The following is a 26384-nucleotide window of genomic DNA, read 5'->3' as shown; positions in this document are numbered from 1 at the left end:
CGCGCCCGGTTGGTGCCCTCAGGCCGGGCGGGCGGCGAGCCGCTCGCCCAGGCCGTGCTCGCGCGCCCAGGCGGTGGCCCTGGTGCTGACATCCTGCCGCGCCAGCAGCTTGGCCAGGTCCTCCGCCGTGTCGATGTCGAGGGCGATGCCGGGCAGGCCGGTGAGAATGCGGGGCTCGACGCCGATGGCGCGGGCCTCGGCCAGGTGCGGCTGGAAGCTGTCATGGCCGAAATGGAACGGGATCAGCGAGGGCGGCGAGACCGCCAGCGCGTTCGAGCCGCGGAAATCGTGCGCCTGAACGATGGTCATGGCCCGCGGCGCCGCAGCCGCGGTGTGGGCGCGGACCAGCGTGTCGATCTCGGCCGGCGTGACGCCCGGAATGTCGCCCGGCAATTGCAGCGCCGCGGTGACGCCTTCCGCCTCCAGAATGCCCATGGCGCGGGCCACGGCTTCGGACTGGCCCAGATTCTCCGGCTCGCCCTCGACGCGGGCGCCATAGCGGCGAGCGAGCGCAATGGCCTTCGGCTCGTTGGTGAGCACGAGGACGCCGGCAAGGCTGCTGGCGCACAGGGCCGCGAGCACGTCTTCCACCATCAGCCGGAACAGCGCCCGCCGCTCGTCCGGCGACAGGGCCGGGGCGAGGCGGGTCTTGGCGTTCGCGAAATTCTTGACAGGCAGGACGCCCCACATGCGCGCCGGGCCTCCCTATTCGTCGACCGGGTCGTCCGGCTCGGCCGGGGGCAGCAGGGCCTGGATCGGCACGTCGAGGGCGTTGGCGATCATTTGCAGGATTTCCACCGTCGGCACGGCGTCGTTGTCCTCGAAATGGGCGACATCGTCCTCGTCGAAGCCGATCCATCCGGCGAGGATTTCCCGCGTCAGGCCGCGATGCTCGCGCCAGGCGGTGATCGGGTGGGCGCCGGCGCGCACGGCCGCTGCCACCTCTGCCGGCACCTCGAAGCCGGGGGCGTTCTGGTGCAGCGGATGGCGGGTTTCCTGTTCCGCCGGCTCTGGGCCGCCGTCGCCGGTGAGCGCCCAGTAGTCCTCGATCGGCAGCACCGCATATTGCGGGCGGCCATTGGCGTCGAGCAGGAATTGGACGGGGCCGCGGATCATGGCGCTCCTCCCATCAGGCTTCGGTTGACGGTTTGTTGTCCGTGCGGGGGTCGGTGTCGGTCAACCAGTGCGAGCAGACCGCGACCGGTTCCCGCTCATAGCCGAGCCGGTCGTAGAAGCCCAGCGCGGCTGCGTTCGTGCTGCGCACCATCAGTTCCACCTTGCGCACGCCGCGGGCGCGGAGCCAGTCCTCGGCCGCGCGCATCAGGGCCGCACCGATGCCTTGCTTCTGCCGGTCCGGCCGGGCGGAGAGATAATACACCCAGCCGCGATGGCCATCGTCGCCGACCATGACCGAGCCGACCAGCGTGGCGGCGTCCTCGGCCACCAGCACGGCGGAGGCGGGGCCGGTCAGCGCGCGGTCCAGGTCGTCTTCCGGCGGGTTCCAGGGCCGGGTCAGGCCGCAATCGGCCCAAAGGGCGAGAACGGGGGCGCGGTCGGCCTCGCGGAACGGCCGGATGCGCATCAGCAACCCAGCTTTTCGGCCAGTTCGGTGAAACTCCAGGCGCTGATGTCGACGCCGGGGCCGGGCTCGATATCCGCCTTCCGGTTCTTGGTGCCGAATTCCAACGGCCGCGCGACGAAGGCCGTCGACAGGCCCTGGGCCTTGGCGGCGGCCAGGTCGTTGTTGTGGGCGGCGGTCATCAGCACCTCCGCCGGCGCCAGGCCCAGCGCCTCGCAGGCGCGGGTATAGGCCTCGGGCTGCGGCTTGTAGGCCTGCACCACCTCCGAGCCCAGGATCACGTCCCAGGGCAGGCCGCCATGCTTCGCCATGTTGACCATCAGGGCGATATTGCCGTTCGACTGGGTGCCGATGATGAATTTGGTCTTGAGCCGCAACAGGCCCGGCACGGAATCGGGCCAGGGGGGCAGCCGGTGCCAGGCAGTGTTGAGGCGGTCGATCTCCGCCTCGGAAAGGGCCGGGACGGCGAACTCCTCCAGCGTGGCCAGCAGGTTTTCGCGGTGCAGCACGTCCAGCCGGGTGAAGGGGCGCTTGCCCTGGCGGATCGGCTCCATCGCCGGCTGGTATTTGGCACGCCAGGCGTCGGCGAACGCCTCCCAGTCCAGGCTCAGGCCCTTTTCGCGGCCCAAAAAGGCCTCGGCCTCGCCGGCAATGCCGCGCCGCCAGTCGACGACGGTGCCGAACACGTCGAAAATCAGAGCCTTAACGTTTTTTGGCATTGGCGATGTCCCTGTTTGCCGGGTCGGCGGCCAGACCGAGAACCACGACCCAGTAATGCCGGTCGCGCGACACCGCCGGGTCGGAGGCATAATAGAGGTGGGCAACGCCGATGTCGCGCACGTTCCGGTTCAGCAGGATGCGCTTGTGCTCGGGGCTGTCGAGCCAGCGGGCGAGCACCAGTTGCGGATCGCGTCCGCCGGCGGCGATGGTCTCCAGCGCCAGGGCGAACGGATAGCCGACACGGGTGAGGCGAAAGCCGAGGCCGCGGCCCTCCGGATCCTTGTGGCTGAAATAGCCGCGTTGGGCCATGTCGGCGGCGTGGGCCGCGGCGGCTTCGGCCAGCTTGGGATTGCGGCGCAGCAAGGGGCGTTGCTCCACCAGGCGCACCGCGTTGATGGCGGCAACGAGGTCGCGATCGATCCGGTCGGTGGCCGGCGGTGCGGACGCTGCTGTCGCGGAGAGCGGCAGCAGGCAGAGCAGGAAGAGCAGGATGCGTATCGGCATGGCGCGGCACTCTGCCGACGCGCGCGTGACTGTCAATTGGTCTCGACGCCGCCGCTGCGCGCAGGGTAAGCAAAGGGCTTGTCCCCGTCCTGTCGGAGCCCCGGCCGCCATGCCCGTTTCCATGATCGATTCCGCCATTTTCCGCGATTTCTTCGGCACGGAGGCCATGCGCGCCTGCTTCTCGGACGAGGCGATCCTGGGGGCGTATTGCGAGGTGGAGGCCGCTTTGGCCCGGGTGCAGGCCCGGCTGGGCCTGATCCCGCAGGCCGCGGCGGACGCGATCACCCTGGCCGCCCGGGTGGACAATCTCGACCTGGCCGAGGTCAAGCGCCAGACCGAGATCGTCGGCTATCCGATCCTGCCGCTGGTCCGCGCCATCGCGGCGGCCTGCGAGGGGCGGCATGGCGAATACGCCCATTGGGGCGCGACCACCCAGGACATCATGGACAGCGGCATCGCCCTGCAATTGCAAAAGGCGCTGGCGCTGGTGGGCGCGGAACTGGACGGCGTGGCGGCGGCGCTGGCGAGGCTGGCGGTCGATCACCGCGACACGGTAATGGCCGGGCGCACCCATTTGCAGCACGCGCTGCCGGTGACCTTCGGCTACAAGGCCGGGGTCTGGCTCTCGGCCATCGACCGGCACCGGCAGCGGTTGGAGCAGTTGCGGCCGCGGGTCGAACTGGGGCAGTTCGCCGGCGCGGCCGGCACGCTCGCCTCGCTGGGCCAAGACGGCATGGCGGTGAGCGATGCGCTGATGGCGGAACTGGGTCTCTGCCGGCCGAGCATGCCCTGGCACGTGGCCCGCGACGGCGTGGCCGAGGCGGTGAATTTCCTCGGCCTGGTCTCGGGCTCGCTCTCGAAGATTGCGACCGACATCATGCTGATGATGACGACCGAGGTGGGCGAGGCGTTCGAGCCGTTCGTGCCGGGGCGTGGCGGCTCGTCGACCATGCCGCAGAAGCGCAACCCGATCTCGTGCGAACTGATCCTGGGCGCCAGCAAGGTGGTGCGCCAGCACGCCGCCGTGGTGATGGACGCGATGGCGGCGGATTTCGAGCGCGCCACCGGCCCCTGGCACGTCGAATGGATCGCCGTGCCGGAAGCGTTCGTCCTGGCCGCGGGCGCGCTGCACCAGGCGCGGTTCATGCTGGAAGGCTTGCAGGTCCAGCCGGAGCGCATGCGCCGCAATCTGGCCATGACCGGCGGCCTGATCGTCTCCGAGGCGGTGATGATGGGCCTGGCGCCGACGCTCGGCCGGCAGACGGCGCATGACGTGGTCTACGATGCCTGCCGCGTCGCCAACGAGCAGGGGCTGACGCTGCTGGACGCGCTCCGCGCCGCGCCCGCCATCGCCGGCAGGCTGCCGGATGCGGAGTTGGCGCGGCTTTGCGATCCGGTCAACTATCTGGGCCAGTCGCGCGAACTGCTGGACCGCTTCCTGGCCGAGCGGCAGTGAAGGCGCGGGGAGGGGCGACAGAACGAGCACAGGCGGACCGTCCGCGGTTTGCCGCCAAATTCGGGTGCGCTGTTCCCCGGGCGCGGCGGAGCCGGGACCCGGGGCCGGTGTCGTCCATCGAACACGGCCGCCGCCAGTGTTCGCGAGCGCGACCGGTCCCGGACGCCCGGTCCGCCAAATTCGGGTGCGCTGTTCCCCGGGCGCGGCGGAGCCGGGACCCGGGGCCGGTATCGTCCCTCGAACACGGCCGCCGCCGGTGTTCGCGAGTGCGACCGGTCCCGGACGCCCGCTCCGCAGGCTCCGGGATACAGGTGCCAAGCCCCGGCAGGAGGCCCCGGCTCAAGGCCGGGGAAGCGAGGAGAGAGTAGGGGAAGCAAGGTGAGGGCCGCTCACGCCCGCGGGAACACCGTGTGCAGGCCGGTGCTGAGGGCGCCGTAGGCGGGCTCTGCGTCCGGCGTCAGGAAGCCGTGGCGCAGCAGGAAATCGATCACCACCAGGTTGCAGTTGAACTTGAAGTCGAAGCTGTCCCGCACGATCCCGGCGACGTCGCCGAGCGGCAGCAGCCGGAACGAGTCCACCTCGCCATCGGTGTTGTTCGGCTGGAAGCCGGACGGCAGGTCCAGGTCGAAATTGAACAGGGTGTCCTGTTTCAGGCCGGCCTCGACCTCCATCGCATAGGTGATCTGGCCGACGGCGCGCATGCGGGCGGCCAGGTCCTGCGGGATGTCCGCTTCCTCGCCGCATTCCTTGACCATGTTCTCGAACAGGCCGAGGCCGACCGGCTGGCCGCCCGCCACCAGATTGTCGAGCTGGCCCGGATAGGTCATCTTGCCGAGCGCGCGCCGGGCGATCCACATGTGCTGCGTGCCGTCCGCGGCCGTGACATAGCCGTTCAGATGCACGCCATAGGCCGGCAGGCCGAAATACGTCACCCAGGCCCGGTCGAGGCTCGCCAGCGGCACGCCGCCCCAGTGCGGCAGCACCGGGAACAACTCGCCGCGGGGGTTGGGCAACTCGCCGGTGCGGACCAGTTCGGCGCCGACAGCGGCCAGCTGGCGGCTGCGCAATTCCGGCGAATCGAGGTCGGGGGCGAGCCAGACCCGGCTTTCGGTGACGACGAACACCTCCGGAAAGGCGCGCAACCGCTCCGCGAAGGCGTGGCGCAGCCAGCCCGACTGGGTGTCGCCGATGAACCAGGGGCGGAATCCGCTCAGGTCGTGGGCGTTGCAGCGGGCAATGTGGTCGATATAGGCCATGCTCGGGCTTCCCTTTGCCGGCGCGCGTCTCTAGAACGGGCACCCTTATGGACTTTCACGCCCCAATCGAACCGGCGCGTCTGGAGCGCCGCTATAAGCGGTTCCTCGCCGATGTCACGCTCGCCGATGGTCGCGCGGTGACGGCCCATTGCGCCAATCCGGGCGCGATGCTGGGCCTCGCCGAGCCGGGCATGCGCGTCGGCCTGCTGCCCGCGCGCAATCCGAAGGCGAAGCTGTCCCACAGTTGGGAGTTGTGTCACGCCGACGGCGACTGGGTCGGCATCAACACCGGCCGCCCCAACGCCCTTGTGGACGAGGCCCTGGCCGGGGAGCAAATCGCCGAACTCGTCGGCTATGGCCAGCGGCGGCGCGAGGTGAAGTACGGCCAGAACAGCCGCATCGACCTGTTGTTGGAAAGCGACGGCCGGCCCCCATGTTATGTGGAGGTGAAGAACGTCCACCTGATGCGCGGGCCGGGCCTGGCGGAGTTTCCCGACTCGGTGACCGCCCGCGGCGCCAAGCATCTGGACGAACTGGCCGGCGTGGTCCGGGAGGGTGGCCGCGCGGTCATGCTGTTCGTCGTCCAGCGCAACGATTGCGACCGGCTTTCGCTTGCCGCCGATATCGACCCTGCCTATGCCCAGGCCATGGCGCGCGCCATGGCTGCGGGCGTAGAGGTTTTGTGTTATGGCTGTCGCGTGACCGAGCGCGCCATCGCCATCGACCACCGCTTGCCGTTCGTTTGGACCGGCGCCAAAGAGGACTGAAGGCTTTGAACGAGCAAACCTATGCCCCCCCGCGTCCGCAAGGGATCGAACTGCACGGCCCCGCCGATTTCGAGGGCATGCGCCGCGCCGGCCGGCTGGCGGCGGAAACGCTCGATTTTATCGTCGACTTTGTCGAGCCGGGCGTGAGCACCGCAGAACTGGACCGACTCTGTGCCGAGTTTATCGCCGCGCGCGGTGCGGTGGCGGCGCCGCTGAACTATCGGGGCTTTCCGAAATCCATCTGCGTTTCGGTCAATCACGAGGTCTGCCATGGCATTCCGGACGAGCGGAAGCTGCGCACCGGCGATATCGCCAATATCGACGTGACCGTGATCCTGGACGGCTGGCACGGCGACAGCTCGCGCATGTACCCGGTCGGCCCGATCCGGGTGAAGCAGCAGAAGCTGATCGACGTGACCTACGACTCGCTGATGCTGGGCATCGACCTTTGCAAGCCGGGCGTGACCTTCGGCGATCTGGGACACGCCATCCAGACCTTCGTCGAAAAGCACCGCTTCAGCGTGGTGCGCGATTTCTGCGGCCACGGTCTTGGCCGCACCTTCCACGCGCCGCCGAGCGTGCTGCATTATGGCAGCCCGGGCGAGGGGCCGGTGATGCAGGAAGGCATGTTCTTCACCATCGAGCCGATGGTGAATGCCGGCACCTGGGAAACCAAGATCCTCTCGAACGGCTGGACGGCGGTCACACGCGACCGTCAGGCCTCGGCCCAGTTCGAACACTCCATCGGTATCACCGCCACCGGCGCCGAGATCTTCACGCTCTCGCCCAAGGGCCTGCACAAGCCTCCTTACAAATAGAGCGCTTTCGGGACTGGTTGACCCACTCTCCTGCTCCATCTCCCGCGCAAGCGGGAGCCCATGCCCGAGAGCTTCTCACAGGATACAGACTCTGTATTTGTCTCTCAGGCATGGGTCCCCGCTTCCGCGAGGACAGGGAAGAGGGGGTGATGAGCCAGCGGGAAAAGACTCCGCTTGACCGCCACGGATACTCTACCGCTCGAACACGGCCAGCAGGCGCATTTCGATGCTGCGGCGCGGCGGCGTGTCCTCCGGCAGGTCCTTCACCTCGAAACTGGTGTGGGGGCAATAGACCGACACGTCCGGGCGGCCGTCCATCTGCTTGAACACCAGGATTTCGTCGGGCGTCATGTCCGGGAAATAGCACCAGTTGTGGTCCGGGTTGTAGACCGGGGCGGCCACCAGCGAGTCGGTGTTGCGGCCGGTGTAATAGTAGTCGATCACATCGTCCGCCGGCAGCGAGCGCCAGTCGATGAAGGCCATCGGGTTGCGGATCGCCGGATAGTCGAACGGCTGCCAGGTGTTGTACCAGACATAGTCCCAGTTCGGGTTCGGCTCGACGCCGTGCTGCTCCAGCACCGCCTCCGACATCTCCCTCAGGCGCTTGACGTTGTAGTCGCAGTGGACGAAGCGGGCATAGCCGTCGTTGAAGTCGATGGGGGTTTCGGTGCGGATCAGATGGCTGCGGACGAATGCGCGGTGGGCGCCGGCGGTGCGCTCCACCAGGCGCTCGATGGCGGGGTAGTAGGTGCGCTGCACCTCCTCGTCATCGCGGAAATCGCGGATGCCGGGCTCCAGATGCGTGAGCGTGAAGCCGCACACATCCAGTGTGCATTCGCCGGCGGCCAGCATCGGGCGGGCATTGTGCATGCGCACGTCCTGGAAGGCGGTGTTGGCGCGCCGGGTCTCGCGTGAGCCGATGCGCGGGCTGTCGGGCCGGCCCTTCCACTCGGCGTTGACGTAGCGAACCTGGGCCGGAATGGTCGGGGCTTCGGTACGGACGGCGGCTGCGGTCATGGATCGGTTCCTTGAACGAAAGTCGATACGAGCGTGGCGCGATCTTCGCCAATCCGGCCGCCGGGTCAAGGGCGGCCTTCGGCGGCTGCGAATGGATGGCCCCGCAAATCGGGTGTTGGCGAAGGATCGTCCGGCGGTTTACGGTTTCCGCTCGACGCCGGCCGGGCCGGCCCATCTGCTACGGGAAATGCGCAATGTCAGCTTTGTCAGAGAAGGCCGGTTCGGTCGATGCGGTGGTTGTGGGGGCGGGGTTTGCCGGCCTTTATCTGTTGCATCGGTTTGCCAAACAGGGCGTTACCACCCGCTGTTTCGAGCGCGGCGACAGCGTCGGCGGCACCTGGTACTGGAATCGCTATCCCGGTGCGCGCTGCGACGTGGAGAGCATGCAATATTCCTATGGCTTCGACGAGGATTTGCAGCAGGAATGGCACTGGCCGGAGAAATTCTCGGCCCAGGCGGACATTTTGGCATACGCCAACCATGTCTGCGACCGCTTCGGCCTGCGCGACAGGATCGACTTCGAGACCGAAGTCCGCTCGGCCCGTTTCGACGCGGCGACCCGGCGCTGGCAGGTGACCACCGACACGGGCGAAACGGTCACGGCCAGGTTCTTCATCATGGCCACGGGCTGCATCTCCACCGCCCAGATCCCGAAATTCGACGGCCTTGCCGACTATCAGGGCGAGACCTACCACACCGGCAACTGGCCGCACGAACCGGTCAGTTTCAAGGGCAAGCGGGTGGCGGTGATCGGCACCGGCTCCTCCGGCATCCAGGCGATCCCGGTGATTGCCGAGGAGGCGGCGCACCTGACCGTGTTCCAGCGCCAGCCGAATTTCTCCATCCCCGCGCGCAACATGCCGATGACCGAGGACTATGCCGGTTCCTGGAAGGACGGCTATGCCGGGAAGCGGGCGGAAATGCGCTACCAGCCGAACGGCGTGCTGCGCGAGGTGAACGACCAGTCGGCGCTGGCGGTCAGCGAGGACGAACGCCAGCGCATCTATGAGGAGCGCTGGGAGGCCGGCACCGGCGCGTTCCTGGGCGCGTTCAACGACATCCTCACCGACAAGGCCGCCAACGACACCATGGCGGAGTTCGTGCGGAACAAGATCCGCGCCACCGTGAACGACCCGGTGACGGCCGAGCGTCTCTGCCCGAAGACGCACCCGATCGGCACCAAGCGCATCTGCATCGACAACGGCTATTACCAGACCTTCAACCGGGCGAATGTCGAACTGGTCGATATCAGCGAGCAACCGATTTCGCGCCTGACCGAAACCGGGCTCGTGGTCGGCGAGCGCGCCTTCCCGTTCGATGCCATCGTGTTCGCCACCGGCTTCGACGCCATGACCGGCACCCTGTTCAATGTCGACATTCGCGGCCGCGACGGCCTGGAACTGAAGAAGAAGTGGGAGGCGGGTCCGCGCACCTATCTGGGCCTGATGTCCGAGCATTTCCCGAACATGTTCATGATCACCGGCCCCGGCAGCCCGTCGGTCAAGGGCAATATGATCAACTCCATCGAACAGCATGTGGAACTGGTGACCGACACGGTGCAGCACATGCGCGACGCCGGCCTCGACCTCATCGAGCCGGAAGCGGAGGCCGAGGACGAATGGGTCGACCATGTGCAGGTGGTGGCGCACAAGACCCTCTTCCCGCAGGCGAACTCCTGGTATATGGGCGCCAACATCCCCGGCAAGCCGCGGCTGTTCATGCCCTACATCGCCGGCGTCGGCGTCTATCGCCGCATTTGCGAGGCGGCCGTGGCCGAGGGCTATAAGGGCTTCCGCTTCGAGGCGCAGACGGCCATGGCGGCGGAGTAGCGGGCCATGGCCACGATTCACGGCCGCTGCCATTGCGGCAATCTCCAGGCGACGCTGACGACGGCGAAACAGCCGGAGGAGATGTGGCTGCGCGCCTGCCAGTGCGATTTCTGCCGCTCGCACAACATGCGCTCGCTGAGCGACCCGGACGGGCGGATGGAATTGCGGGTTCGGGATGGGAGCCAGGTCAACCGCTACCATTTCGGTCTCGGCATGGTGGATTTTCTGATCTGCCGCAATTGCGGCAATTATATCGGCGCGGTGCAGGCGGTGGACGGACGCTTGTACGGCATCATGAACGCCAATTTGACGGACGGCCGCGGCGCCCGCTTCGGCGAGGCCGAGCACCGCTTCTACGAGGACGAAACCGGCGCGGAGCGGTCCGCCCGCCGCCGCAAGGTCTGGACTCCGGCAGTCCTTCTGGTGGAAGGTGAAGGTGGCGCATAGCTGGTTTGTGTCGTTTGCGCTTGCAACTTTCGACGCAACACGGCATCAGCGCGCGGTTGTTTTCCGGAAAGACGCCGTTGGAGCCATTGATGGCCAAAGCCCCGACCCGCATCACCTCCGCCGCGATCCGCACCCGCAAGGGTGGCGAACCGATCGCCTGCCTGACCGCCTACACCACGCCGATCGCCCGGCTGGTGGACGAGCATTGCGACCTGCTGCTGGTGGGCGACTCGCTCGGCATGGTGGTCTACGGCCTGCCGTCCACCATCGGCGTGACCATGGAGATGATGATCGCGCACGGCCAGGCCGCCATGCGCGGGGCGAACCGCGCCTGCGTCGTCGTCGACATGCCGTTCGGCTCCTACGAGGAAAGCCCGGCGCAGGCGATGCGCAACGCCGCGCGCATCATGGCCGAGACCGGCTGCCAGGCGGTGAAGCTGGAGGGGGGCGAGGCCATGGCGCCGACCATCCGCTTCCTGACCGAGCGCAGCGTGCCGGTCATGGCGCATATCGGCCTCCGGCCCCAGGCGGTGAACACGTTCGGCGGCTACAAGGTCCAGGGCCGCGACGAGGCCTCGCGCGCCCAGGTGATGGCCGATGCCAGGGCGGTGTCGGACGCCGGCGCGTTCAGCGTCGTGATCGAGAAAACCGCGGAGGACGTCTCGCGCGAGATCACGGCCGCCATTCCGATCCCGACCGTCGGCATCGGCGCCTCCATGGCCTGCGACGGCCAGATTTTGGTGGTGGACGACATTCTGGGCATGTTCACCGATTTCCGGCCGAAATTCGCCAAGCCCTATGCGGAACTGGCCGTGACCGCCGGCGAGGCCATCAAGGCCTATGCCGACGACGTGCGGGCCGGGCGCTTTCCGGGGCCGGAGCACGTGTTCGCGCCGAAGCGCTGAGCCGGAGCGTCAGGTCCAGGGCCCGCCCTTGAGCACGTTCGGTCGAGGCTCGACTGCGCCGGGGGCGGAAAGGTGGGCGATTGACCGTTCGAAACGGATGCCGCTTTCCCGGCCGAGCCGGAGGCGAGAGCCGGGATCGGCTGCCCTCGCGGACACCGTCGCCAGCGGTGTTCGACCGATGACACCGGCCCCGGATGGCGGCTCCGCCACCTCCGGGGAACAGGCGCCCGGCTTCGCCGAGTGCCTCAGGCTAAGAGCGTGTTCGCATGAGCCGGGCTGTTGCGGGCGTCGACCGCGGGGCGGGCTAGCCAAACGCCCTGGCAGCGGGCAAGCTGCCGTCCGCATCATCCCGACTTCGCCGGCAGGAGGCCGCAACGCCCATGAGTGCAAAGACCAAATACGCCCTGATCACCGGCGCCGGCTCCGGCATCGGCCGCTACAGCGCGCTCGCCCTGTTGCAGGACGGCTGGCATGTGGCGCTGTCCGGCCGGCGGGTGGAGGCGCTGGACGAGACCGTTGCGCTGGCCGGCGCCGACGGTGCACGCGCGCTGCCGATCCCCAGCGACGTCTCCTCGCCGGAGGGGGTGGCGAAGCTGTTTGCCGCCTACAAGGCGCAGTGGTCGCGGCTCGACATGCTGTTCAACAATGCCGGCATGGGCGCGCCGCCGGTGCCGCTGGAGGACCTGACGGTCGAGCAGTGGCAGAATGTGGTGAACGTGAACCTGACCGGCGCGTTTCTCTGCACCCAGGAAGCCTTCCGCATCATGAAGGCGCAGGACCCGCAGGGCGGGCGCATCATCAACAACGGCTCGATTTCGGCGCATGTGCCGCGGCCGTTTTCATCGCCCTACACCGCGACCAAGCACGCGATCACCGGCCTGACCAAGGCGACGGCGCTGGACGGACGCGCCTACAACATCGCCGGCTGCCAGATCGACATCGGCAACGCCGAAACGCCGATGACCCAGCGCATGAAAAAGGGCGTGTTGCAGCCGGACGGCTCCACCCGGGTCGAGCCGGTGATGGATGTGCGGAACGTCGCCGACACCATCGTGCTGATGGCGAATATGAGCCTCGACGCCAACATCCAGACCGTCACGGTGATGGCGACGAAAATGCCGTTCGTCGGCCGCGGCTGACACGAAAAAAGCCCCGGCCGCCGGGGGCGGCTCGGGGCTTCTGTGGCCGAACCCCGGAGGCGATGCCGCTTCCGGGGTTCGGTGTCGGCTCAGAGCTGACCCAGCACGTGCTCGGCGCTGGACACTTCGAACGCGCCCGGCGCTTCGACGTTCAACTGGGTGATCTTGCCGTCCTCGACGACCATGGCGAAGCGCTGCGAGCGATGGCCGAGGCCGCCGCCGGTCGCGTCCAGCTCCAGGCCCATGGCCTTGGCCAGGTCGCCATTGCCGTCGGAGAGCATGTCCACCTTGCCGTCGGCATGGGCGGACTTGCCCCAGGCATCCATGACGAAGGCATCGTTCACGGCGATGCAGGCGATCGTGTCGACGCCCTTCGCCTTGATCTGGTCCGCCTTCTCGATAAAGCCCGGCAGGTGCTTGGCCGAGCAGGTGGGGGTGAAGGCACCCGGCACCGCAAACACCACCACCTTCTTGCCTTTGAAATAGTCGTCGGTCGAGGTCGCGGCGGGACGACCGTCGGCACCCATCATCCGGATCGTTGTGCTCGGAACCTTATCGCCAGCTTTCACTGCAGCCATGGTCCATCTCCTTAGGGGGAAAGGCTTAGAGGGTAACACACGGTTCAGATGTAGGGCAGTGGCATCGCATGCGAAAGAGACTTATCCGCATCCTGCGTGAGAATTACCACATTTGCCGTCATGGCGGCGGCCAACGCGTGCCGACCGGCGCCTGCGTCGCTCTTGCCGACCGCAGCTGCGGTGCCGCAATTGTCACAGGCGGCCAGGGTACCCGGTTCCCTCATGCGACTGCCGATGTCTTGAGCAAAACGAATTTTTTCTTATTTTGGGGAACCATGCTTTCGGAACCAATGACTTGTCTCTTTGGTTGTGATGACGGGCGCGCTATCAATGATAGGATGTGGCGGGCGTGGCGGACTATGCTGATGTCAGCCGAGACGGCCCGCGGTAGAATTCGGCGCGTGCGGTAGAGGGAAGGAGAGGCGACTTTGCGGGCACGTTTGCCGTGGCAGCGGCGTTTGGTGGTGATGGCGATGGGCCTGCTGGCGTTGGCGTTGGCGCTGGCATTGCGTTGGTTCGATCCGGGGCCGTTGATCATCGCCCGCCATCTGGTGTTCGACCAGTACCAACTTTGGCAGCCGCGGGTGTATGCGCCGGCGCCGGTGCGCGTGATCACGATCGACGAGGATTCGCTGGCCCGTCTCGGGCAGTGGCCCTGGCCGCGCCATTACATCGCCCAGATGATCGACAATCTGACGGAAATGGGCGCGGCGGCCATCGCCTTCGATATCATTTTCGCCGAGCCGGACCGCACCTCGCCGGATCGGGTGGTCGCCGACTGGTCAATGGACCAGAAGCACCGGCAGGAGATCGAGCCGCTGGTGCGCGACCTGCCGGACCATGACGAGTTGCTGCGGCGCGCGATCGCCAGTTCGCCCACCGTTCTTGGCATGATCCTGAAGCCGGGCGACGACAAGTCTTTCAAATTCCAGCGCAAGGCCGGGTTTGCCGGTCATCAGGACGTGATCGACCGGATTCCGAAATACGGTTCGGCCAGCCGCAATCTGCTGCCGTTGGAGGAGGCGGCCTCGGGAATCGCCAATTTCGGCTACACGCCGGAGCGCGACGGCATCGTCCGCCGCATTCCGCTGCTGGGGCAGATCCATGGCGTTGTCCTGCCGACGATCTCCATCGAGGCGCTGCGGGTTGCCCAAAACGCCTCGACCATTATCGCGCGCTCGGCCGAGGCGGCCGGGGAGGACCGGTTCGGCACCATGTTGGGCCTGAACCTGCTGCGGGTCGGGCAGATCGAAGTGCCGATGACAGCCGACAGCCGGTTCTGGGTGCATTACACCCGCCCCATGGCCGAACGCGAGGTGCCCGCCTGGAAGATCCTGCAAGAGCCGAATTCGGTCATCGACAAGATCGAGGGGCAGATCGTGCTGATCGGGGCGACGGCTCCGGGACTGCGCGACTTGCGGGCGACGCCGTTCCGCAGCGACGCGCCCGGAATCCTGATCCACGCCCAGGCATTGGAGCAGATGATCCTCGGCGATTTTCTGCTGCGGCCGGGCTGGGCCAATGCGGCCGAATTCCTGGGGCTGGCCGTTCTGGGCCTGATATTCGCCATGGCGACCCCCTGGCTAGGCCCCATGTACTGTGCCCTGATCGGGATCGTGATCGCGGCGGGCGGGGCGTATGCGTCCTGGTTTGCCTATGCCAACGCCAATCTGCTGGTCGACCCGCTGTATGCGACCCTGGCGGCGTTGATCGTCTATCTGGTGGTGACGGCCACACAATACGTGTTGAGCGAGCGCGAGCGCACGCGGGTGCGCAGCACGTTCGGCCGCTATCTCTCGCCGGCCCTGGTGCAGCGCATGGCCGACAGCGGCGAGGACCCGCAACTGGGCGGGGTGCAGCGGCAACTGACGCTGATGTTCTGCGATATCCGCGGCTTCACGCCGATTTCGGAGAGCATGACGCCGTTCCAGCTGACCCAGTTCATCAACAAGTTCCTGACGCCCATGACGGACACGATCCTCAGCACCGGCGGCACCATCGACAAGTATATGGGCGACGCCATCATGGCGTTCTGGAACGCGCCCCTGGACGAGCCGCAGCACGCGAGCCGCGCGGTCCATGCCACGTTGCAAATGCGCGAACGGTTGCGGGTGCTGGAGCCGCAATGGCGGCTGGAGGCCGAGGCGGAAGGGCGCGAACTGCCGCCGGTGCGCATCGGCATGGGCATCAACACCGGCGATTGCGTCGTCGGCAATGTCGGCTCCGACCAGCGCTTCGACTATTCGTGCCTGGGCGACACGGTCAACACCGCCTCGCGCCTGGAAGGGCAATCCAAGACCTATGGCGTCGACCTGGTGGTGGGTGAGGACTCGGTCGAACTGGCGCCGGGCTTTGCCTATCTGGAACTCGACCTGATCCGGGTGAAGGGCAAGCAGAACGCGGTGCGCATCTTCACGGTGCTGGGCGGGGCGGACCTGGCGGAAACGCCGGACTACCGGGCGTTGAAGGCGCACCACGAGGCGGTGCTTGCCGCCTATCGGGCGCAGGACTGGGCCGAGGCCATCCGCCTGATCGAGATCCGCGAGCGGGCGGCGGTCGGCGATCTTCCCGGCGGGCTCGACGGCCTCTATGCGGAATATCTGGCCCGTATCCGCGAACTGGTGGACGAGCCGCCCGGCTCTGATTGGGACGGCGTCTACGAGGCGAAGAGCAAGTAGCGCGCGGGCCAGCGCCATTTCCGCCTGACAAACGGCGATGGCCGGGATAGTAACGGGCTCCCGGCCCGCGACGAATGCGGGCTTTCCGGTTTTCAAGGGGGCGAGCGCCCGTGGCCTCCGCGCAATCCCTGTTCGTGCTCCTGCTGCCGTTTTACTGCACGCCGATCCTCTCCTTCCTCTACCGGATGTTGAACGCGCTGATCGCGCCGCATCTGGTGGCCGAGTTCGCCCTGTCGCCGGCCGACCTGGGTTTTATCACCGGCGCCTTTTTCTTCGGGTTCGGCGTCATGCAATTGCCGCTGGGCTTGATGCTCGACCGCTACGGGCCGCGGCCGGTGGTGCTGTCGCTCTATTCGGTCGCGGCGGCGGGCAGCGTGCTGTTCGTGCTGGCGGACGGCCCGCTCGGCCTGATCGTCGGCCGGTTCCTGATGGGGCTGGGCGCGGCTTGCAGCATGATGAGCGGCCTGAAGGCGGCGCGCATCTGGGCGCCGGCGGACCGGCTGCCCTTCGTCTCCGCCAGTCTGTTCGCCATGACCGGCGTCGGCGGCATGCTGGGCACGGCGCCCATGGGCCTGCTGGTGGCGGAGGTCGGCTGGCGCGGCGGTGTCGTCGCCATCCTGGTCTATAGCGCCTGCCTGATGGGCCTGATCGCGCTGCTGGTGCCGAGCGCACCGGGGCCGGCGGGCGCCAGCTGGATCAGCCAGCTGCGCGAACTCGGCCGGGTGCTGCGCTCGCCGCTGGTCTGGCTGGTGGCGCCGATTGCGATCGCGAGCGTCGGCACCAACGGCGCCTATCTCAGCCTCTGGGCGCCGATCTGGCTGCGCGACGTGGCCGGCTTCAGCCAGAGCGCCCAGGAATGGGCGCTGTTCGCGATGATGGCCGCGACCATGGCCGGCATGCTGACCTCCGGCACGCTCTCCCAGAGGGTGGTCCGGCGCGGCGGCAGCGGCATGGTGGTGGTGCTGGGCGGCCTGGCGGTGTCGCTGACGGCGCAGACCATGGCCTGGCTCGAACTGGTGGACTTCGCCTGGGGGATCTGGCCGCTGTTCGCGTTCGGCTCGGCGGCGGTGATCGGGCTGTTCCCGTTGCTGGCCCGGCGCTTCGACCCGGCGATGGCCGGCCGGGTCAACACCTCGCTCAACTGCCTGATGTTCGCCGGCAGTTTCGCCGCGCAGTGGGGGGTGGGCCTGATCATCGACCGGTTCCCGCTGGAGCCGGACGGCACTTACAGCCGCGCCGCGCATCACACCGCGCTGGGCGTCATGCTGGCCATTCAGTTGGCGGGTCTGCTGTGGTACGTCCTCCAGAGACACCGTATGGACCCCGCACGAGGAAAGACCACCCCATGAGCTATTCCGCCAAAAAGGTCGGCGAGAACCGCTACCGCGAGAGCCTCGGCCGCTATTTCGAGGATTTCAAGGTCGGCGACATCTATGAGCACCGCCCCGGCCGCACCATCAACGAGGCGGACAATTCCTGGTTCACGCTGCTGACCATGAACACGCACCCGCTGCATTTCGACCACGAATACGCCAAGCATTCCGAGTTCGGAAAGCCGCTGGTGAACAGCGCCTTCACCCTGGCCGTGGTGGCCGGCATGAGCGTTTCCGACACCTCCCAGAAGGCGATTGCCAATCTGGGCTGGGACAAGATCAAGCTGACCGCGCCCGTGTTCGTCGGCGACACGATCTATGCGGAATCGGAAGTGCTCGACAAGCGCGAGAGCAAGAGCCGGCCGACCCAGGGCATCGTCAAGGTGGAGACCCGGGCCTTCAAGCAGGACGGGACCCGGTTCATGAGCTATGAGCGCTCGTTCCTGGTGCCGTTCACCGGCCACGCGGTCGACGACAAGGCCAACTACTGACCCCGGCGGGGCGGGGGATCCCGGATCGCTGCCGCGCAGCGTCCGGGAAAGCCGGACAACCGGGCTCTCCCGGCCGGAGCCGTCAGGCGGAGGGCCGGGACCTCTGGCCGGGGCGGGGTGCCTGCCCGGGGCGAGAGAGATCCCGGATCGCCGCTGCGCAGCGTCCGGGAAAGCGCGGATGCGGCCGCCGTGTTCGCCGGGGCGCGACGGCTCCGCGGGCGGGTTGCCCTCAGTCCTTGCCGGCGTCCCACTGGTTCCAGTGCAGCACGGAGTCGAGCGGCGGCCGCTTGGCCGGCTTGAACTCGGTGCCGATGGTGTAGGCCACCGGCAGCAACGCCACCTGCATGATGCCGTCCGGAATGCCGAGCAGGGCCGCGGCCTCGCTCTCATAGGCGAGGTGCAGCGTCGTCAGCGCCGAGCCCAGGCCGCGGGCGCGCAGCGCCAGTTGGAAACTCCAGACCGCCGGCATGATCGAGCCCATCAGGCCGGGCCACACCCGACGCGGCGGGTTTTCCGGCACATGGTCGGCGCGGATGCAGGGCAGAACGTGCACCGGCACCTCGTGCAGGTGGTCGGCCAGATACTGGGCCGAGTCGTAGACCCGGCTGTCCTGCGCCCGGCCTTCGGCCTTGGCCTGCTCTCCCGACTCTTGCAGATAGGCGCCCGCGCCCTTGCGATAGATGTCGGCCAGGGCGGCGCGCTTGTCCGCATCGGTGACGACGACCCAGCGCCAGCCCTGGCGGTTGCTGCCGGTGGGGGCTTGCAGGGTCAGTTCCAGGCATTCGCGGATCACCTGGTCCGGCACCGGCTTGCTCAGGTCCAGCCGCTTGCGCACCGCGCGGGTGGTGGAGAGCAGGGCATCGGTGACGGCGAGATCGTAGACACTCATCGGTCGAAGTTTCCTCGGGGTTGGGCGAGCCCTTGCGGGCGTTGACCGACAGGGAACCACAAAACCGGCGGCCTGCGAAGGCCGGCCTTGACGCGTGTCTGTCGGCCATCCCCCTTGCAGGCCGGTTTTGGCATTCGCCGAACAGCCTGTTATCCTGTCCGCGGATCCGGTCCTTGAACGGGAGACGACCCATGGCCGATCGGGACGGGCACCGCGAGCACGCCCATCATCACCCCCATCATCACCACGCCCATCATCACGCCCATCATCACCATGGGCACGGCGATACCGGCCAGGGCCGGCTGGCGGCGGCGGTGGCGATCAACATGGCGCTGACGGTGGCGCAGGTGGTGGGCGGCGTCCTGTCGGGCAGCCTCGCGCTGATCGCCGATGCGCTGCACAATTTCTCCGACGCCATGTCGCTGGTGATCGCCCTTTGGGCGCGGCGGATCGCGCGGCGTCCGGCGGACGGACGCATGACCTTCGGCTGGGCACGGGCGGAGATCGTGGCGGCGTTGGTGAATTACACGACCCTGATCCTGATCGGGCTCTATCTGTGTGTCGAGGCGGTGATGCGCCTGCTGGACCCGCAACCGGTCGAAGGCTGGACCGTGGTCATCGTTGCCGGCGTCGCGCTGGTGATCGACGCCGCCACCGTGTTGCTGACCCTTGCCTTGGCACGGGACAACATGAACATGCGCGCCGTGTTCCTGCACAACATCGCCGATGCCCTGGGGTCGGTGGCCGTCATTGTCGGCGGCGTGGTGGTGTTGCTCTACGACTGGACCCTGATCGATCCGTTACTGACCCTGGCCATCGCCGCCTATGTGCTCTGGCACGGCGCCACCGAAATCGGCCAGGCGGTTCGCATTCTGATGAACGCCGCGCCGGACCATCTGGATACCGCGGAGATCGCCCGTGCGATGGCGGGCGTCGACGGCGTTCTGGACGTCCACCATATCCATGTCTGGCAGTTCGACGAGCGTCGCGCCTCAGTCGAGGCCCATATCCGCCTGACCTCGACCCGCCCCGACCCGGCCGAGGTCAAACGGCGCGTGCGCGACCTGCTGGACCGGGAATTCGGCGTGCGCCACGCCACGCTGGAAACCGAGGCGCACGACGACGATTGCCCCGCGCCCGGACGGAGCCACGCCGCCTAGCGGGCGGCCGCAATCGCCTCTTACGTCGCTGGAGGCGGGCGGCTACGATGCCGGCCCGATTGTTGACCGAACTCCAAGCGAAGGAAATCGCCCGATGGCCAAACTCCCCGCCCTTGCCATGACCGCCGTGCCGCGCCGCCGCGCCCAGGTGCTGGAAATGGCGCAGGAAATCGAACGGCGCGGCTATGCCGGCCTCTACACCCCCTCCACCCTTGGCGGCATGGCGTTTTGCGAGGCGCTGTCGGTCACGACCAAGAGCATGCCGTTCGGCATCTCCATCGCGCCGATCTATTCGCGCACGGTGGACGACTTCGCCATGAGCGCCGCCTTCATGCACGAAATGTCCGGCGGCCGCTTCACCCTCGGCATCGGCATCAGCCACGGGCCGAGCCTGCAACGCATGGGCGTGGTGCCGGGCAAGCCGCTGGGCGACATGCGCGACTTCGTCACCCGCTACAAGGCGACCGAAGGGTATGGCGAGCTGGCGCCGGTGGTGATGGCGGCCATGCGCCCGAAAATGATCCAGCTGGCCGGCGAGATCGCCGACGGCATGGTGTTCGCCAACGCGGCCCGGTCGGCCGCGGCCCAGTCCATCGCCCACCTGCCGGAGGCCTGTCGCACCGACCCCAACTGGTATATCGGCTGCATGACGCCCACCTGCATCAGCGACGACGTCGAGGCGGCGAAGGCGGTGCACCGCAAGACGCTCTGGCGCTATGCGCAGTTGCCGAACTACCGCAATTACTGGAAGTCGGTCGGCTATGAGGAGGAGATGGCCGGGGTCGAGAAGGCGATTGCCGACGGCGAACTCGACAAGATCCCGCACTTCCTGACCGACCGCTGGCTGGCCGACACCACCATGTTCGGCACGGCCGCCCAAGTGCGCGAGCAGGTCGAGGCCTGGTACGACACCGGCGTGAAGACGCCGATCATCGTGCCGTCGAGCGCCGCCGGCAACCAGCTCAAGGCGGCCGAAGAGGTGTTTGCGGCGTTCCAGTAGGGCCAGCCGTGTATCCCGGCCGCCGCGGAGCGGTGGGCCGGGACCGGTCGCTCTCGCGAACACCCAAGGTGCGGTGTTCGCACGCCGCTACCAGCCCCAGGTCGCGGCTCCGCCTTGCCCGGGGAACATCCGGTCTTCGATTGACCAGGCAGTGACCGCAGCCCCCTCACCGCACCGATCGGGCGCGTCAGTCCGGCAGGGCCGGCATGTCCAGCAGCGGGGCGTGTTGCTGGGCGCCATAGGCATCGGCGTCGCGCGGGCCGCCGGCGCTCACCTCGCGTTTGATCGAGAATTTGAGCGCGTTGGCGAACGGGTAGAACTCGAACCCCAGCAATGCGTTGTCGCCGACGCCATAGCGCTCGCACACCGCCTGGCGGGTGACGAGGCCCGCGGCGCGCACGGCCTCGAACTCAGCCCGGTCCTTGAAGAACACGTCGAACGTGACCACGAACGGCCCGGCATTCTTGGAGCGGATGACCTCGGCAACCTCGCTCAGCACTTTCATTGCAGCCACTCCAGCCGGCCAAAGGCTTCGGGGTCGTCGATTTCCATCAGGTGATAGATGTTGAATTCGTAGACCGGCCCGGCCTCGATTTCCGCCGGCGAGAACGGGAAGGCGATATTGCCCGCCGTCGCCACCCGTCCCGGAAAGCCCACATGCAGCACGCTCGCGCGCGCCAGGCCGCAGACCGCCTCGGCGATTTCGGGCGTCTCGCCGATCACGTCGATCAGCAGGCCGACCTCGTGCGCGGGCGTTTTCACGGGCTCCCACTTGCCCATGACGCCATCCACGCCATAGCGGTGGAAGGTGATGGAATAGCGCTCGGGGTCGACCACGCCCGCCTGGGTCTCGCGGATTTTGGCGACGATGTCGCCTTGGATCTGGTCCAGATGGGTGATGAAATTCGGGTCGCGCGCGCCGCCGATGGTGAGGGCGCGATAGCCCGCCAGCCGCGCGCCTTCCAGCTTCACGGTGTAACGGTCGGCCGGGCGGAAGGCGGAGCCCGTCACCTTCACCCGGCGCGGGTCGATCTGTTCGAACTCCGTCCGCGTCAGGTCGACAAGGCCGCCGGGGCCGGCCAGCATCAACGGGTCGGTCTTTTCGTAGAAGGTGTGGGCGGCGACGGATTGCACGGTGCAGAAGCGCTCCGGATTGGGCGGTTCGACGATGAAATGGTCGTCGCGCAGGCGGCCGATGATCAGGTCGCCGCCGGCGGTGGGCCGCGAGGCGAGGCTGCCGCACTCGATGATCTTGCCCAAGTGCAGCGTCAGGCCACGGTCATAGCCCCGCAGCAGCGGCAATGCTGCAATGTTGGCGACATCCCAGGCGCGGCCGCCGATGATGATGTCCGGCGCCTCGCGCAGGGCCGGCCAATAGGCCTCGCACCCCATCTGCGCCACGATATGGCTGGCCGCGTCGATGTCGGCCGGCGCGAGCGGCGTGCCGGTCTCGAAGGTCTGGATGCGCTGGTTGGCGAGCGCCTCGTGCACCACGGCCTTGTCCAGTTCGGTGCGCACCACGGCGATTTTGCGGGTGATGCCGAGGTCGGCCAGAATGGCCTTCAGGATGCGCAACAGCCCGTCCACCTGGGCGTCGCCGCCGGCGCCGCCGGCCGAGCCGATGACGAGCGGCGCGCCGGATTGGTACTGCGCGCGGACCAGCAGCGAGAGATCGCGCCGGGTCATGGCCTCGCCGACAAAGGGCTTGCCGGAGCCCAGATAATAGGGGCCGGGGTCGGACGAGCCGGCGTCGGCGGCGATCAGGTCCACGCCGGCCTCGACCGCGTCCCAGAGCGACTGCTCGCGGAAACCGTAGCCCAGCATGCCGTTGGAGATGACGACGAACTCGCCGTCCTGCTTGCGTTCGATCATGGATACCCTGTCCCGGACTGGGTGCTGTTCGTGCGCCACGTTAGCACCAAAGCCGGGGCAGGGGGCAAACCCAAACCCGGTGCGCTTTCGGCACTGATTGACTCACTCTCCTGCCCCATCTCTCGCTTCCGCAAGGACAGGGGAGATGGGCTGGTGAGCCGGCCGGAAAAGAGTCCGCTCTAACGCACGATCAGTTCCGCGTGCAGCGCGCCGGCGGTCTTGATCGCGCTCAGAATGTCGATCATGTCGCGCGGGCCGATGCCGAGCGCGTTCAGGCCCGAGACCAGTTCGGCCAGATTGGTGCCGCCCTCGACCACGGCCATCTTGGTGTTGCCGGTCTGCACGTCGACGCCGGTGCGCGGCACGACGACGGTCTGGCCGGCGGCGAACGGGTTCGGCTGCGAGACGGTCGGTTGCTCGGTGATCCGCACCGTCAGATTGCCCTGGCTGACCGCGACCGTGGAAATCCGCACGTCCGCCCCCATGACGATGGTGCCGGAACGCTGGTCGACCACGACCCGCGCCGGCTGGTCCGGCCGCACCGGCAGGCCCTCGATCTCGGCGATGAAGCCGGCAATGGCGGTGCGCCGGGCGGGGGGCACGCTCAGTTCGACCGTGCCGGGGTCCAGCGCCTTGGCCAGCGGCTGGCCCAGATGCCGGTTGATCCGGTGCTGAATGCGGTTGGCGGTGGTGAAGTCGGGATCGCGCAAGGCCAGCCGGATCGATCCCAACTCGGCCAGGGCGAATTCCACCTCGCGCTCCACCCGGGCGCCGTTCGGGATGACGCCGGCGGTGGGCACGCCCTTGGTGACGGAGGCGGCGGCACCGGTAAAGGACTCGCCGCCGGCGATCAGCGCGCCCTGGGCCACGGCGTAAATCTTGCCGTCGGCGGCGTTCAGCGGCGTCATCACCAGCGCGCCGCCCAGCAGGCTCTTGGCGTCGCCGATGGCCGAAACCGTCACATCGACGCGCGAACCGGCGCGGGCAAACGGCGGCAGGGAGGCGGTCACCAGCACCGCGGCGACATTGCGGGGGCGGAAATTCTCGCCCTGGACGTTGACGCCCAGGCGTTCCAGCACATTGGCCAGCGCTTCCTCGGTAAAGGGCGCATTGCGCAGGCTGTCGCCGGTGCCGTTGAGGCCGACCACCAGGCCATAGCCGACCAGGTCGTTGCCGCGCACGCCCTGGAAATCCACCAGATCCTTGATCCGCGCTTCCGCGGCCAGAACCGGAGCCGCGTGTGCCCAGAGGGTGAGGGCCAGCAAGGCCAGCAGGCCGGCGAGACGACGCATGGGGTGTCCGTGGCTCCGCGCGGGTCAGAGGACGTTGGCAAGCGACAGGCGCAGAATGCGCGACGTGGCGAGATAGCTGGCCTGCAACTGCGTTTCCAGCGATGCCAGCTTGGTCGCCGCCTCGTACGGGTCCGCATCCTGCAGGGCGGAAATGCGGGTCTCCAGCAGCGCGGCGGTCGCCTGTTGCTCGGTGCGGAAGCTGGCGGTGTCGGATTGCACCAGGCCCAGGCGGGCCTCGATGCCGACAATCTTGTTGGAACCGGTGTCGATCATGCCGACCGTGGCCGTCGCCAGGCGCCGATAGGCGGCATCGCCGAACTGGCCGTCGTTCTTCTGCACCGCGGCCAGCAGGTGCAGGCCTTCCAGCAGCGTGCGAATCCCGTCCTCGCTGGCCTTGGCGCCATAGGTGATCGCCCGGCCGGTGCCGTCGTCGACCGACAGGTCCTCGGTTGCGTCCGGCGCACCCTGGTAAATCTGGCCGGTAAACCGCAGGGCCGGGTCGGCATGGGTGTCGTCGAACATGCTGCCGATTTCCGCCAGAAGCGCATCGACCTGGGCGGCGGTCTCGATCCGGCCACCGGCGGCGGCGACGTGGGTGGCCACCACCGTCTCCACATCGCTCAGCATGGCGTTGTCGAGCCGCATGGGCGGCGTGTCGACGGCCAGGCCGCTGAAGAGCGAGCGGCCGTCGACGGCTGCGTTCAGGGTGCTGAGCGTCCGGGAAATCGCCTCGGTTGCCGCCTGCTTTTGCAGCGCGCCGAAGGTGGGCGTGTTGGCGACGTCGTCCAGGATTTTCTGGTATTCCAGCCCGCCGGTCAGGCCGCGCACCTGTTGCAGCGCGCTCTGCATCACATTCAGGCGGGTGTCGACCACGCCGATGCGATCCCTATGGCCTTGCGCCTTGGTCAGGCTGGCCTGGAGACCGAACAGGGAGGCCGCGGAATCGCCCAGCCGGTCGGCCAGGTCGGCGCGCTTGCCGCTGGCGACCTCGCCCACCCGGTCGGCAAACCGGCCTTGCAGGCGATCGAGGTCGGATTGCAGGCGGCTGAACAGCACCTGCGTCGTCAGATTGGCGTTGCCGAGCATGGTCGGGGCTCCCTAGCGGACGATGCCGAGCAGGTCGTCCAGCATGCGCGTGGCGGTCTGGATCACCTGGCTGTTGGCGGCGAAGCTGCGCTCGTAGAGCGCGATCCTCTGCAATTCCTCGTCGACATTGACACCGGCCTGCGAGAGGCGGCGTTCGCTGACGGTTTTGTAGGTGACCTGTTGCGCCGTGGCGTTGCTCGTCGCGGCGGTCCGGTCCTGATGGGCGAGCTGGGTAAACTCGCGCGCGGCGGCCGCCAGCGAGTTGTCGGCCAGGCCGGAGGCGGGGGCATAGCCGGTCGGGTCGGCAAAGCCGGCGATGAAGCGGGTCACCTGGGCCGGGTCGCCGGCATAGCCGGGGGTTGCCGCCGCCGCGCCGTCGCGCAGGCGCGAGAGCGTGCCGCCCGCCGCCGGGTCCAGCGCGTCGTTGACGGCGATCCGGCTCGCCAGGCCGACAAGGGCGGCCGGGTCGCCGGTGTCCAGGCGATTGCCCGCGTCGGTGAACAGGCCGGTATCGCCCGCGCCCAGACTCGGGTCGACGGCGCTGTCCTGAAAGCGTTCGGTCAGGGCATAGGCGACGGCGTCCAGCTTGGCGAGCGCGTCCGGCACGATTTCATCGCGCACCCGGAACAGGCCGGCGATCAGACCGTCGCCGATGCTTTGAATATCGCCGGAGCCGGGGGCGATGTCGCGACCGTCGACGGTCAGGCCCGACAGCGCGTCGACGAAGCCGGGGCCGGCACTGCCGGTGGGATCGTAGACCTCGCCGGTGTTGACGACCGGGCGGGAGTTGAACGCGATCGTTGCCGGCTCCGCGCCCTGCAGCAGCGGCACGCCTTCGTGGGTCAGCAGGGTGACGGTGCCGCTGTCGTCCGAGCGCAGCACGCGCACGGGAACGCGGCGGGCGACGTCGTCGATCAACTGGTCGCGCTGGTCCTCCAGGTCGGCCGTGTCGGCACCGCTGGTGGTGCGCACGGCGATCTCTCGGTTGACCTTCGCCAACTGTTGCAGCGAATGGTTCAGGACATTGACTTCGCGGGCGATGGCGGCGTCGGCGTCGCCGCGCATTTGCGCGAACTGCCCCGACACTTCGTTGATGCCGCGGGTCAGGTGTTGCAGCGAGCGCAGCGTGTCCTGCTGGCTCGGCACCGATTCCGGCGTCGTTTCCAGCGCGCGGAACGCTTCCTCGGTCTTCTGGAACAGTTGCGGCAGGCCGTTGATCGCATCGGCATCGCCCAGCGCCTCGGCCACGCGGGTGAAGGCGTCGGCGCTGGTGGTCAGGTAATCGAGCCGGGCCTGCCCGACACGGGAATCCCGGGTCAGCAGCAGGTCGAACTGGCGCTGGATGGCGGTGACCTTCACGCCGCCGCCCTCGCCGCCGATCACCCGCGCATTCACCTCCACGTCCCGGTGGGAAAAGCCGGGTGTGGTGGCGTTGGCGATATTGTGGGCGGTGATATCCGCCTGGCGCTGGTTGGTCAGCAACCCGGACAGGGCGTTGGACAGGGCGTTAGAGATGGTCATGACAGCA

General features: G+C 67.9%; 26 protein-coding genes. 12 read left to right on the top strand and 14 right to left on the bottom strand.

Going from position 1 to position 26384, the window contains the following annotated elements:
* Positions 1-18: 18 nt before the first annotated feature.
* From cofC to H6844_13610, 5 genes are read right to left on the bottom strand one after another with little or no spacing between them, the layout of a single operon-like run.
* On the bottom strand, positions 19-690 hold the full coding sequence (gene cofC, locus H6844_13630; protein MCB9930440.1) for a 2-phospho-L-lactate guanylyltransferase: 672 nt from the start codon (positions 688-690) through the stop codon (positions 19-21).
* Positions 691-705: 15 nt separating this feature from the next.
* On the bottom strand, positions 706-1116 hold the full coding sequence (locus H6844_13625) for a helix-turn-helix transcriptional regulator (protein MCB9930439.1): 411 nt from the start codon (positions 1114-1116) through the stop codon (positions 706-708).
* Between the two features lie 13 nt (positions 1117-1129).
* Complete coding sequence (locus tag H6844_13620; GenBank protein MCB9930438.1) at positions 1130-1582, bottom strand: GNAT family acetyltransferase; 453 nt, start codon at positions 1580-1582, stop codon at positions 1130-1132.
* Complete coding sequence (locus H6844_13615) at positions 1582-2298, bottom strand: haloacid dehalogenase type II (GenBank protein MCB9930437.1); 717 nt, start codon at positions 2296-2298, stop codon at positions 1582-1584. The genes H6844_13620 and H6844_13615 overlap by 1 nt, the downstream gene beginning before the upstream one ends.
* Positions 2282-2941 (bottom strand): hypothetical protein, encoded by a 660-nt coding sequence (locus H6844_13610; protein ID MCB9930436.1) that lies wholly within the window; start codon positions 2939-2941, stop codon positions 2282-2284. Before H6844_13610 ends, H6844_13615 begins: the two co-directional genes overlap by 17 nt.
* On the opposite strand from H6844_13610, the gene H6844_13605 reads away from it, so the two are divergent.
* On the top strand, positions 2913-4259 hold the full coding sequence (locus H6844_13605; protein ID MCB9930435.1) for an adenylosuccinate lyase family protein: 1347 nt from the start codon (positions 2913-2915) through the stop codon (positions 4257-4259). The genes H6844_13610 and H6844_13605 overlap by 29 nt on opposite strands.
* 389 nt (positions 4260-4648) lie before the next feature.
* Here the strand turns inward: H6844_13605 and H6844_13600 are convergent, their stop codons facing one another.
* Positions 4649-5515, bottom strand: a complete 867-nt coding sequence (locus H6844_13600) for a DUF4743 domain-containing protein (protein ID MCB9930434.1) — start codon at positions 5513-5515, stop codon at positions 4649-4651.
* 47 nt (positions 5516-5562) lie between these two features.
* On the opposite strand from H6844_13600, the gene sfsA reads away from it, so the two are divergent.
* A complete protein-coding gene (gene sfsA, locus H6844_13595; GenBank protein ID MCB9930433.1) occupies positions 5563-6282 on the top strand; it encodes a DNA/RNA nuclease SfsA in 720 nt (239 codons plus the stop codon).
* A gap of 77 nt (positions 6283-6359) precedes the next feature.
* Positions 6360-7100 (top strand): type I methionyl aminopeptidase, encoded by a 741-nt coding sequence (map, locus tag H6844_13590; protein ID MCB9930432.1) that lies wholly within the window; start codon positions 6360-6362, stop codon positions 7098-7100.
* A gap of 192 nt (positions 7101-7292) precedes the next feature.
* Here the strand turns inward: map and H6844_13585 are convergent, their stop codons facing one another.
* Positions 7293-8117, bottom strand: a complete 825-nt coding sequence (locus tag H6844_13585; protein ID MCB9930431.1) for a hypothetical protein — start codon at positions 8115-8117, stop codon at positions 7293-7295.
* 194 nt (positions 8118-8311) lie between these two features.
* On the opposite strand from H6844_13585, the gene H6844_13580 reads away from it, so the two are divergent.
* The 4 genes from H6844_13580 to H6844_13565 all read left to right on the top strand — a co-directional run bounded on the left by H6844_13580 (position 8312) and on the right by H6844_13565 (position 12437).
* Positions 8312-9946, top strand: coding sequence for an NAD(P)/FAD-dependent oxidoreductase (locus tag H6844_13580; GenBank protein ID MCB9930430.1), 1635 nt, complete (start codon positions 8312-8314; stop codon positions 9944-9946).
* A 6-nt stretch (positions 9947-9952) separates the two neighbouring features.
* Positions 9953-10393 carry an aldehyde-activating protein gene (locus H6844_13575; GenBank protein ID MCB9930429.1) on the top strand — a complete coding sequence of 147 codons (441 nt, stop codon included), beginning with the start codon at positions 9953-9955 and terminating at the stop codon, positions 10391-10393.
* Positions 10394-10482: 89 nt separating this feature from the next.
* Positions 10483-11298 (top strand): 3-methyl-2-oxobutanoate hydroxymethyltransferase, encoded by an 816-nt coding sequence (gene panB / locus H6844_13570; GenBank protein ID MCB9930428.1) that lies wholly within the window; start codon positions 10483-10485, stop codon positions 11296-11298.
* 380 nt (positions 11299-11678) lie between these two features.
* Entirely contained in the window at positions 11679-12437 is a 759-nt protein-coding gene (locus tag H6844_13565; protein MCB9930427.1) for an SDR family oxidoreductase, read from the top strand.
* An 89-nt stretch (positions 12438-12526) separates the two neighbouring features.
* Here H6844_13565 and H6844_13560 read toward each other — a convergent pair whose 3' ends face one another.
* Positions 12527-13015 carry a peroxiredoxin gene (locus tag H6844_13560; protein ID MCB9930426.1) on the bottom strand — a complete coding sequence of 163 codons (489 nt, stop codon included), beginning with the start codon at positions 13013-13015 and terminating at the stop codon, positions 12527-12529.
* Positions 13016-13443: 428 nt separating this feature from the next.
* Here H6844_13560 and H6844_13555 point away from each other — a divergent pair, with 428 nt between their 5' ends.
* From H6844_13555 to H6844_13545, 3 genes are all read left to right on the top strand, one after another.
* The gene (locus H6844_13555) at positions 13444-15693 is read left to right on the top strand and encodes an adenylate/guanylate cyclase domain-containing protein (GenBank protein MCB9930425.1); all 2250 of its coding nucleotides are present in this window, start codon (positions 13444-13446) and stop codon (positions 15691-15693) included.
* A gap of 110 nt (positions 15694-15803) precedes the next feature.
* The gene (locus tag H6844_13550) at positions 15804-17042 is read left to right on the top strand and encodes an MFS transporter (protein ID MCB9930424.1); all 1239 of its coding nucleotides are present in this window, start codon (positions 15804-15806) and stop codon (positions 17040-17042) included.
* Positions 17039-17557 (top strand): MaoC family dehydratase, encoded by a 519-nt coding sequence (locus H6844_13545; protein ID MCB9930423.1) that lies wholly within the window; start codon positions 17039-17041, stop codon positions 17555-17557. Before H6844_13550 ends, H6844_13545 begins: the two co-directional genes overlap by 4 nt.
* Before the next feature lie 229 nt (positions 17558-17786).
* Here the strand turns inward: H6844_13545 and H6844_13540 are convergent, their stop codons facing one another.
* Positions 17787-18446 (bottom strand): nitroreductase family protein, encoded by a 660-nt coding sequence (locus H6844_13540; protein ID MCB9930422.1) that lies wholly within the window; start codon positions 18444-18446, stop codon positions 17787-17789.
* Between the two features lie 191 nt (positions 18447-18637).
* On the opposite strand from H6844_13540, the gene H6844_13535 reads away from it, so the two are divergent.
* On the top strand, positions 18638-19606 hold the full coding sequence (locus H6844_13535; GenBank protein MCB9930421.1) for a cation transporter: 969 nt from the start codon (positions 18638-18640) through the stop codon (positions 19604-19606).
* Between the two features lie 94 nt (positions 19607-19700).
* The gene (locus tag H6844_13530; protein MCB9930420.1) at positions 19701-20606 is read left to right on the top strand and encodes an LLM class flavin-dependent oxidoreductase; all 906 of its coding nucleotides are present in this window, start codon (positions 19701-19703) and stop codon (positions 20604-20606) included.
* A gap of 187 nt (positions 20607-20793) precedes the next feature.
* On the opposite strand, the gene H6844_13525 is transcribed toward H6844_13530, so the two are convergent.
* From H6844_13525 to flgK, 5 genes are all read right to left on the bottom strand, one after another.
* Positions 20794-21111 (bottom strand): DUF4387 domain-containing protein, encoded by a 318-nt coding sequence (locus H6844_13525; GenBank protein MCB9930419.1) that lies wholly within the window; start codon positions 21109-21111, stop codon positions 20794-20796.
* Entirely contained in the window at positions 21108-22478 is a 1371-nt protein-coding gene (locus H6844_13520) for an acyclic terpene utilization AtuA family protein (protein ID MCB9930418.1), read from the bottom strand. Before H6844_13520 ends, H6844_13525 begins: the two co-directional genes overlap by 4 nt.
* A 179-nt stretch (positions 22479-22657) precedes the next feature.
* Positions 22658-23770, bottom strand: a complete 1113-nt coding sequence (locus H6844_13515; protein ID MCB9930417.1) for a flagellar basal body P-ring protein FlgI — start codon at positions 23768-23770, stop codon at positions 22658-22660.
* A 24-nt stretch (positions 23771-23794) separates the two neighbouring features.
* On the bottom strand, positions 23795-24856 hold the full coding sequence (locus H6844_13510) for a hypothetical protein (protein ID MCB9930416.1): 1062 nt from the start codon (positions 24854-24856) through the stop codon (positions 23795-23797).
* 12 nt (positions 24857-24868) lie between these two features.
* On the bottom strand, positions 24869-26377 hold the full coding sequence (flgK, locus tag H6844_13505) for a flagellar hook-associated protein FlgK (GenBank protein MCB9930415.1): 1509 nt from the start codon (positions 26375-26377) through the stop codon (positions 24869-24871).
* Positions 26378-26384 lie beyond the last annotated feature (7 nt).

It is taken from the genome of Alphaproteobacteria bacterium (assembly GCA_020638555.1).
GTDB lineage: Bacteria > Pseudomonadota > Alphaproteobacteria > Bin95 > Bin95 > JACKII01.
This window is presented reverse-complemented; position numbering and strand designations above follow the sequence as displayed.

Excerpts from the sequence above, each read along its gene's own strand:
- map (MCB9930432.1), top strand. The coding sequence starts at position 6,360 with ATGCGCCGCGCCGGCCGGCTGGCGGCGGAAACGCTCGATTTTATCGTC.
- H6844_13535 (MCB9930421.1), top strand. The coding sequence starts at position 18,638 with ATGGCCGATCGGGACGGGCACCGCGAGCACGCCCATCATCACCCCCAT.
- H6844_13520 (MCB9930418.1), bottom strand. The coding sequence starts at position 22,478 with ATGATCGAACGCAAGCAGGACGGCGAGTTCGTCGTCATCTCCAACGGC.
- H6844_13565 (MCB9930427.1), top strand. The coding sequence starts at position 11,679 with ATGAGTGCAAAGACCAAATACGCCCTGATCACCGGCGCCGGCTCCGGC.
- H6844_13610 (MCB9930436.1), bottom strand. The coding sequence starts at position 2,941 with ATGGCGGAATCGATCATGGAAACGGGCATGGCGGCCGGGGCTCCGACA.
- H6844_13575 (MCB9930429.1), top strand. The coding sequence starts at position 9,953 with ATGGCCACGATTCACGGCCGCTGCCATTGCGGCAATCTCCAGGCGACG.
- H6844_13600 (MCB9930434.1), bottom strand. The coding sequence starts at position 5,515 with ATGGCCTATATCGACCACATTGCCCGCTGCAACGCCCACGACCTGAGC.
- H6844_13525 (MCB9930419.1), bottom strand. The coding sequence starts at position 21,111 with ATGAAAGTGCTGAGCGAGGTTGCCGAGGTCATCCGCTCCAAGAATGCC.
- cofC (MCB9930440.1), bottom strand. The coding sequence starts at position 690 with ATGTGGGGCGTCCTGCCTGTCAAGAATTTCGCGAACGCCAAGACCCGC.
- H6844_13615 (MCB9930437.1), bottom strand. The coding sequence starts at position 2,298 with ATGCCAAAAAACGTTAAGGCTCTGATTTTCGACGTGTTCGGCACCGTC.
- H6844_13515 (MCB9930417.1), bottom strand. The coding sequence starts at position 23,770 with ATGCGTCGTCTCGCCGGCCTGCTGGCCTTGCTGGCCCTCACCCTCTGG.
- H6844_13530 (MCB9930420.1), top strand. The coding sequence starts at position 19,701 with ATGGCCAAACTCCCCGCCCTTGCCATGACCGCCGTGCCGCGCCGCCGC.
- H6844_13585 (MCB9930431.1), bottom strand. The coding sequence starts at position 8,117 with ATGACCGCAGCCGCCGTCCGTACCGAAGCCCCGACCATTCCGGCCCAG.
- panB (MCB9930428.1), top strand. The coding sequence starts at position 10,483 with ATGGCCAAAGCCCCGACCCGCATCACCTCCGCCGCGATCCGCACCCGC.
- H6844_13510 (MCB9930416.1), bottom strand. The coding sequence starts at position 24,856 with ATGCTCGGCAACGCCAATCTGACGACGCAGGTGCTGTTCAGCCGCCTG.
- flgK (MCB9930415.1), bottom strand. The coding sequence starts at position 26,377 with ATGACCATCTCTAACGCCCTGTCCAACGCCCTGTCCGGGTTGCTGACC.
- H6844_13580 (MCB9930430.1), top strand. The coding sequence starts at position 8,312 with ATGTCAGCTTTGTCAGAGAAGGCCGGTTCGGTCGATGCGGTGGTTGTG.
- H6844_13545 (MCB9930423.1), top strand. The coding sequence starts at position 17,039 with ATGAGCTATTCCGCCAAAAAGGTCGGCGAGAACCGCTACCGCGAGAGC.
- H6844_13625 (MCB9930439.1), bottom strand. The coding sequence starts at position 1,116 with ATGATCCGCGGCCCCGTCCAATTCCTGCTCGACGCCAATGGCCGCCCG.
- H6844_13620 (MCB9930438.1), bottom strand. The coding sequence starts at position 1,582 with ATGCGCATCCGGCCGTTCCGCGAGGCCGACCGCGCCCCCGTTCTCGCC.
- H6844_13605 (MCB9930435.1), top strand. The coding sequence starts at position 2,913 with ATGCCCGTTTCCATGATCGATTCCGCCATTTTCCGCGATTTCTTCGGC.
- sfsA (MCB9930433.1), top strand. The coding sequence starts at position 5,563 with ATGGACTTTCACGCCCCAATCGAACCGGCGCGTCTGGAGCGCCGCTAT.
- H6844_13560 (MCB9930426.1), bottom strand. The coding sequence starts at position 13,015 with ATGGCTGCAGTGAAAGCTGGCGATAAGGTTCCGAGCACAACGATCCGG.
- H6844_13540 (MCB9930422.1), bottom strand. The coding sequence starts at position 18,446 with ATGAGTGTCTACGATCTCGCCGTCACCGATGCCCTGCTCTCCACCACC.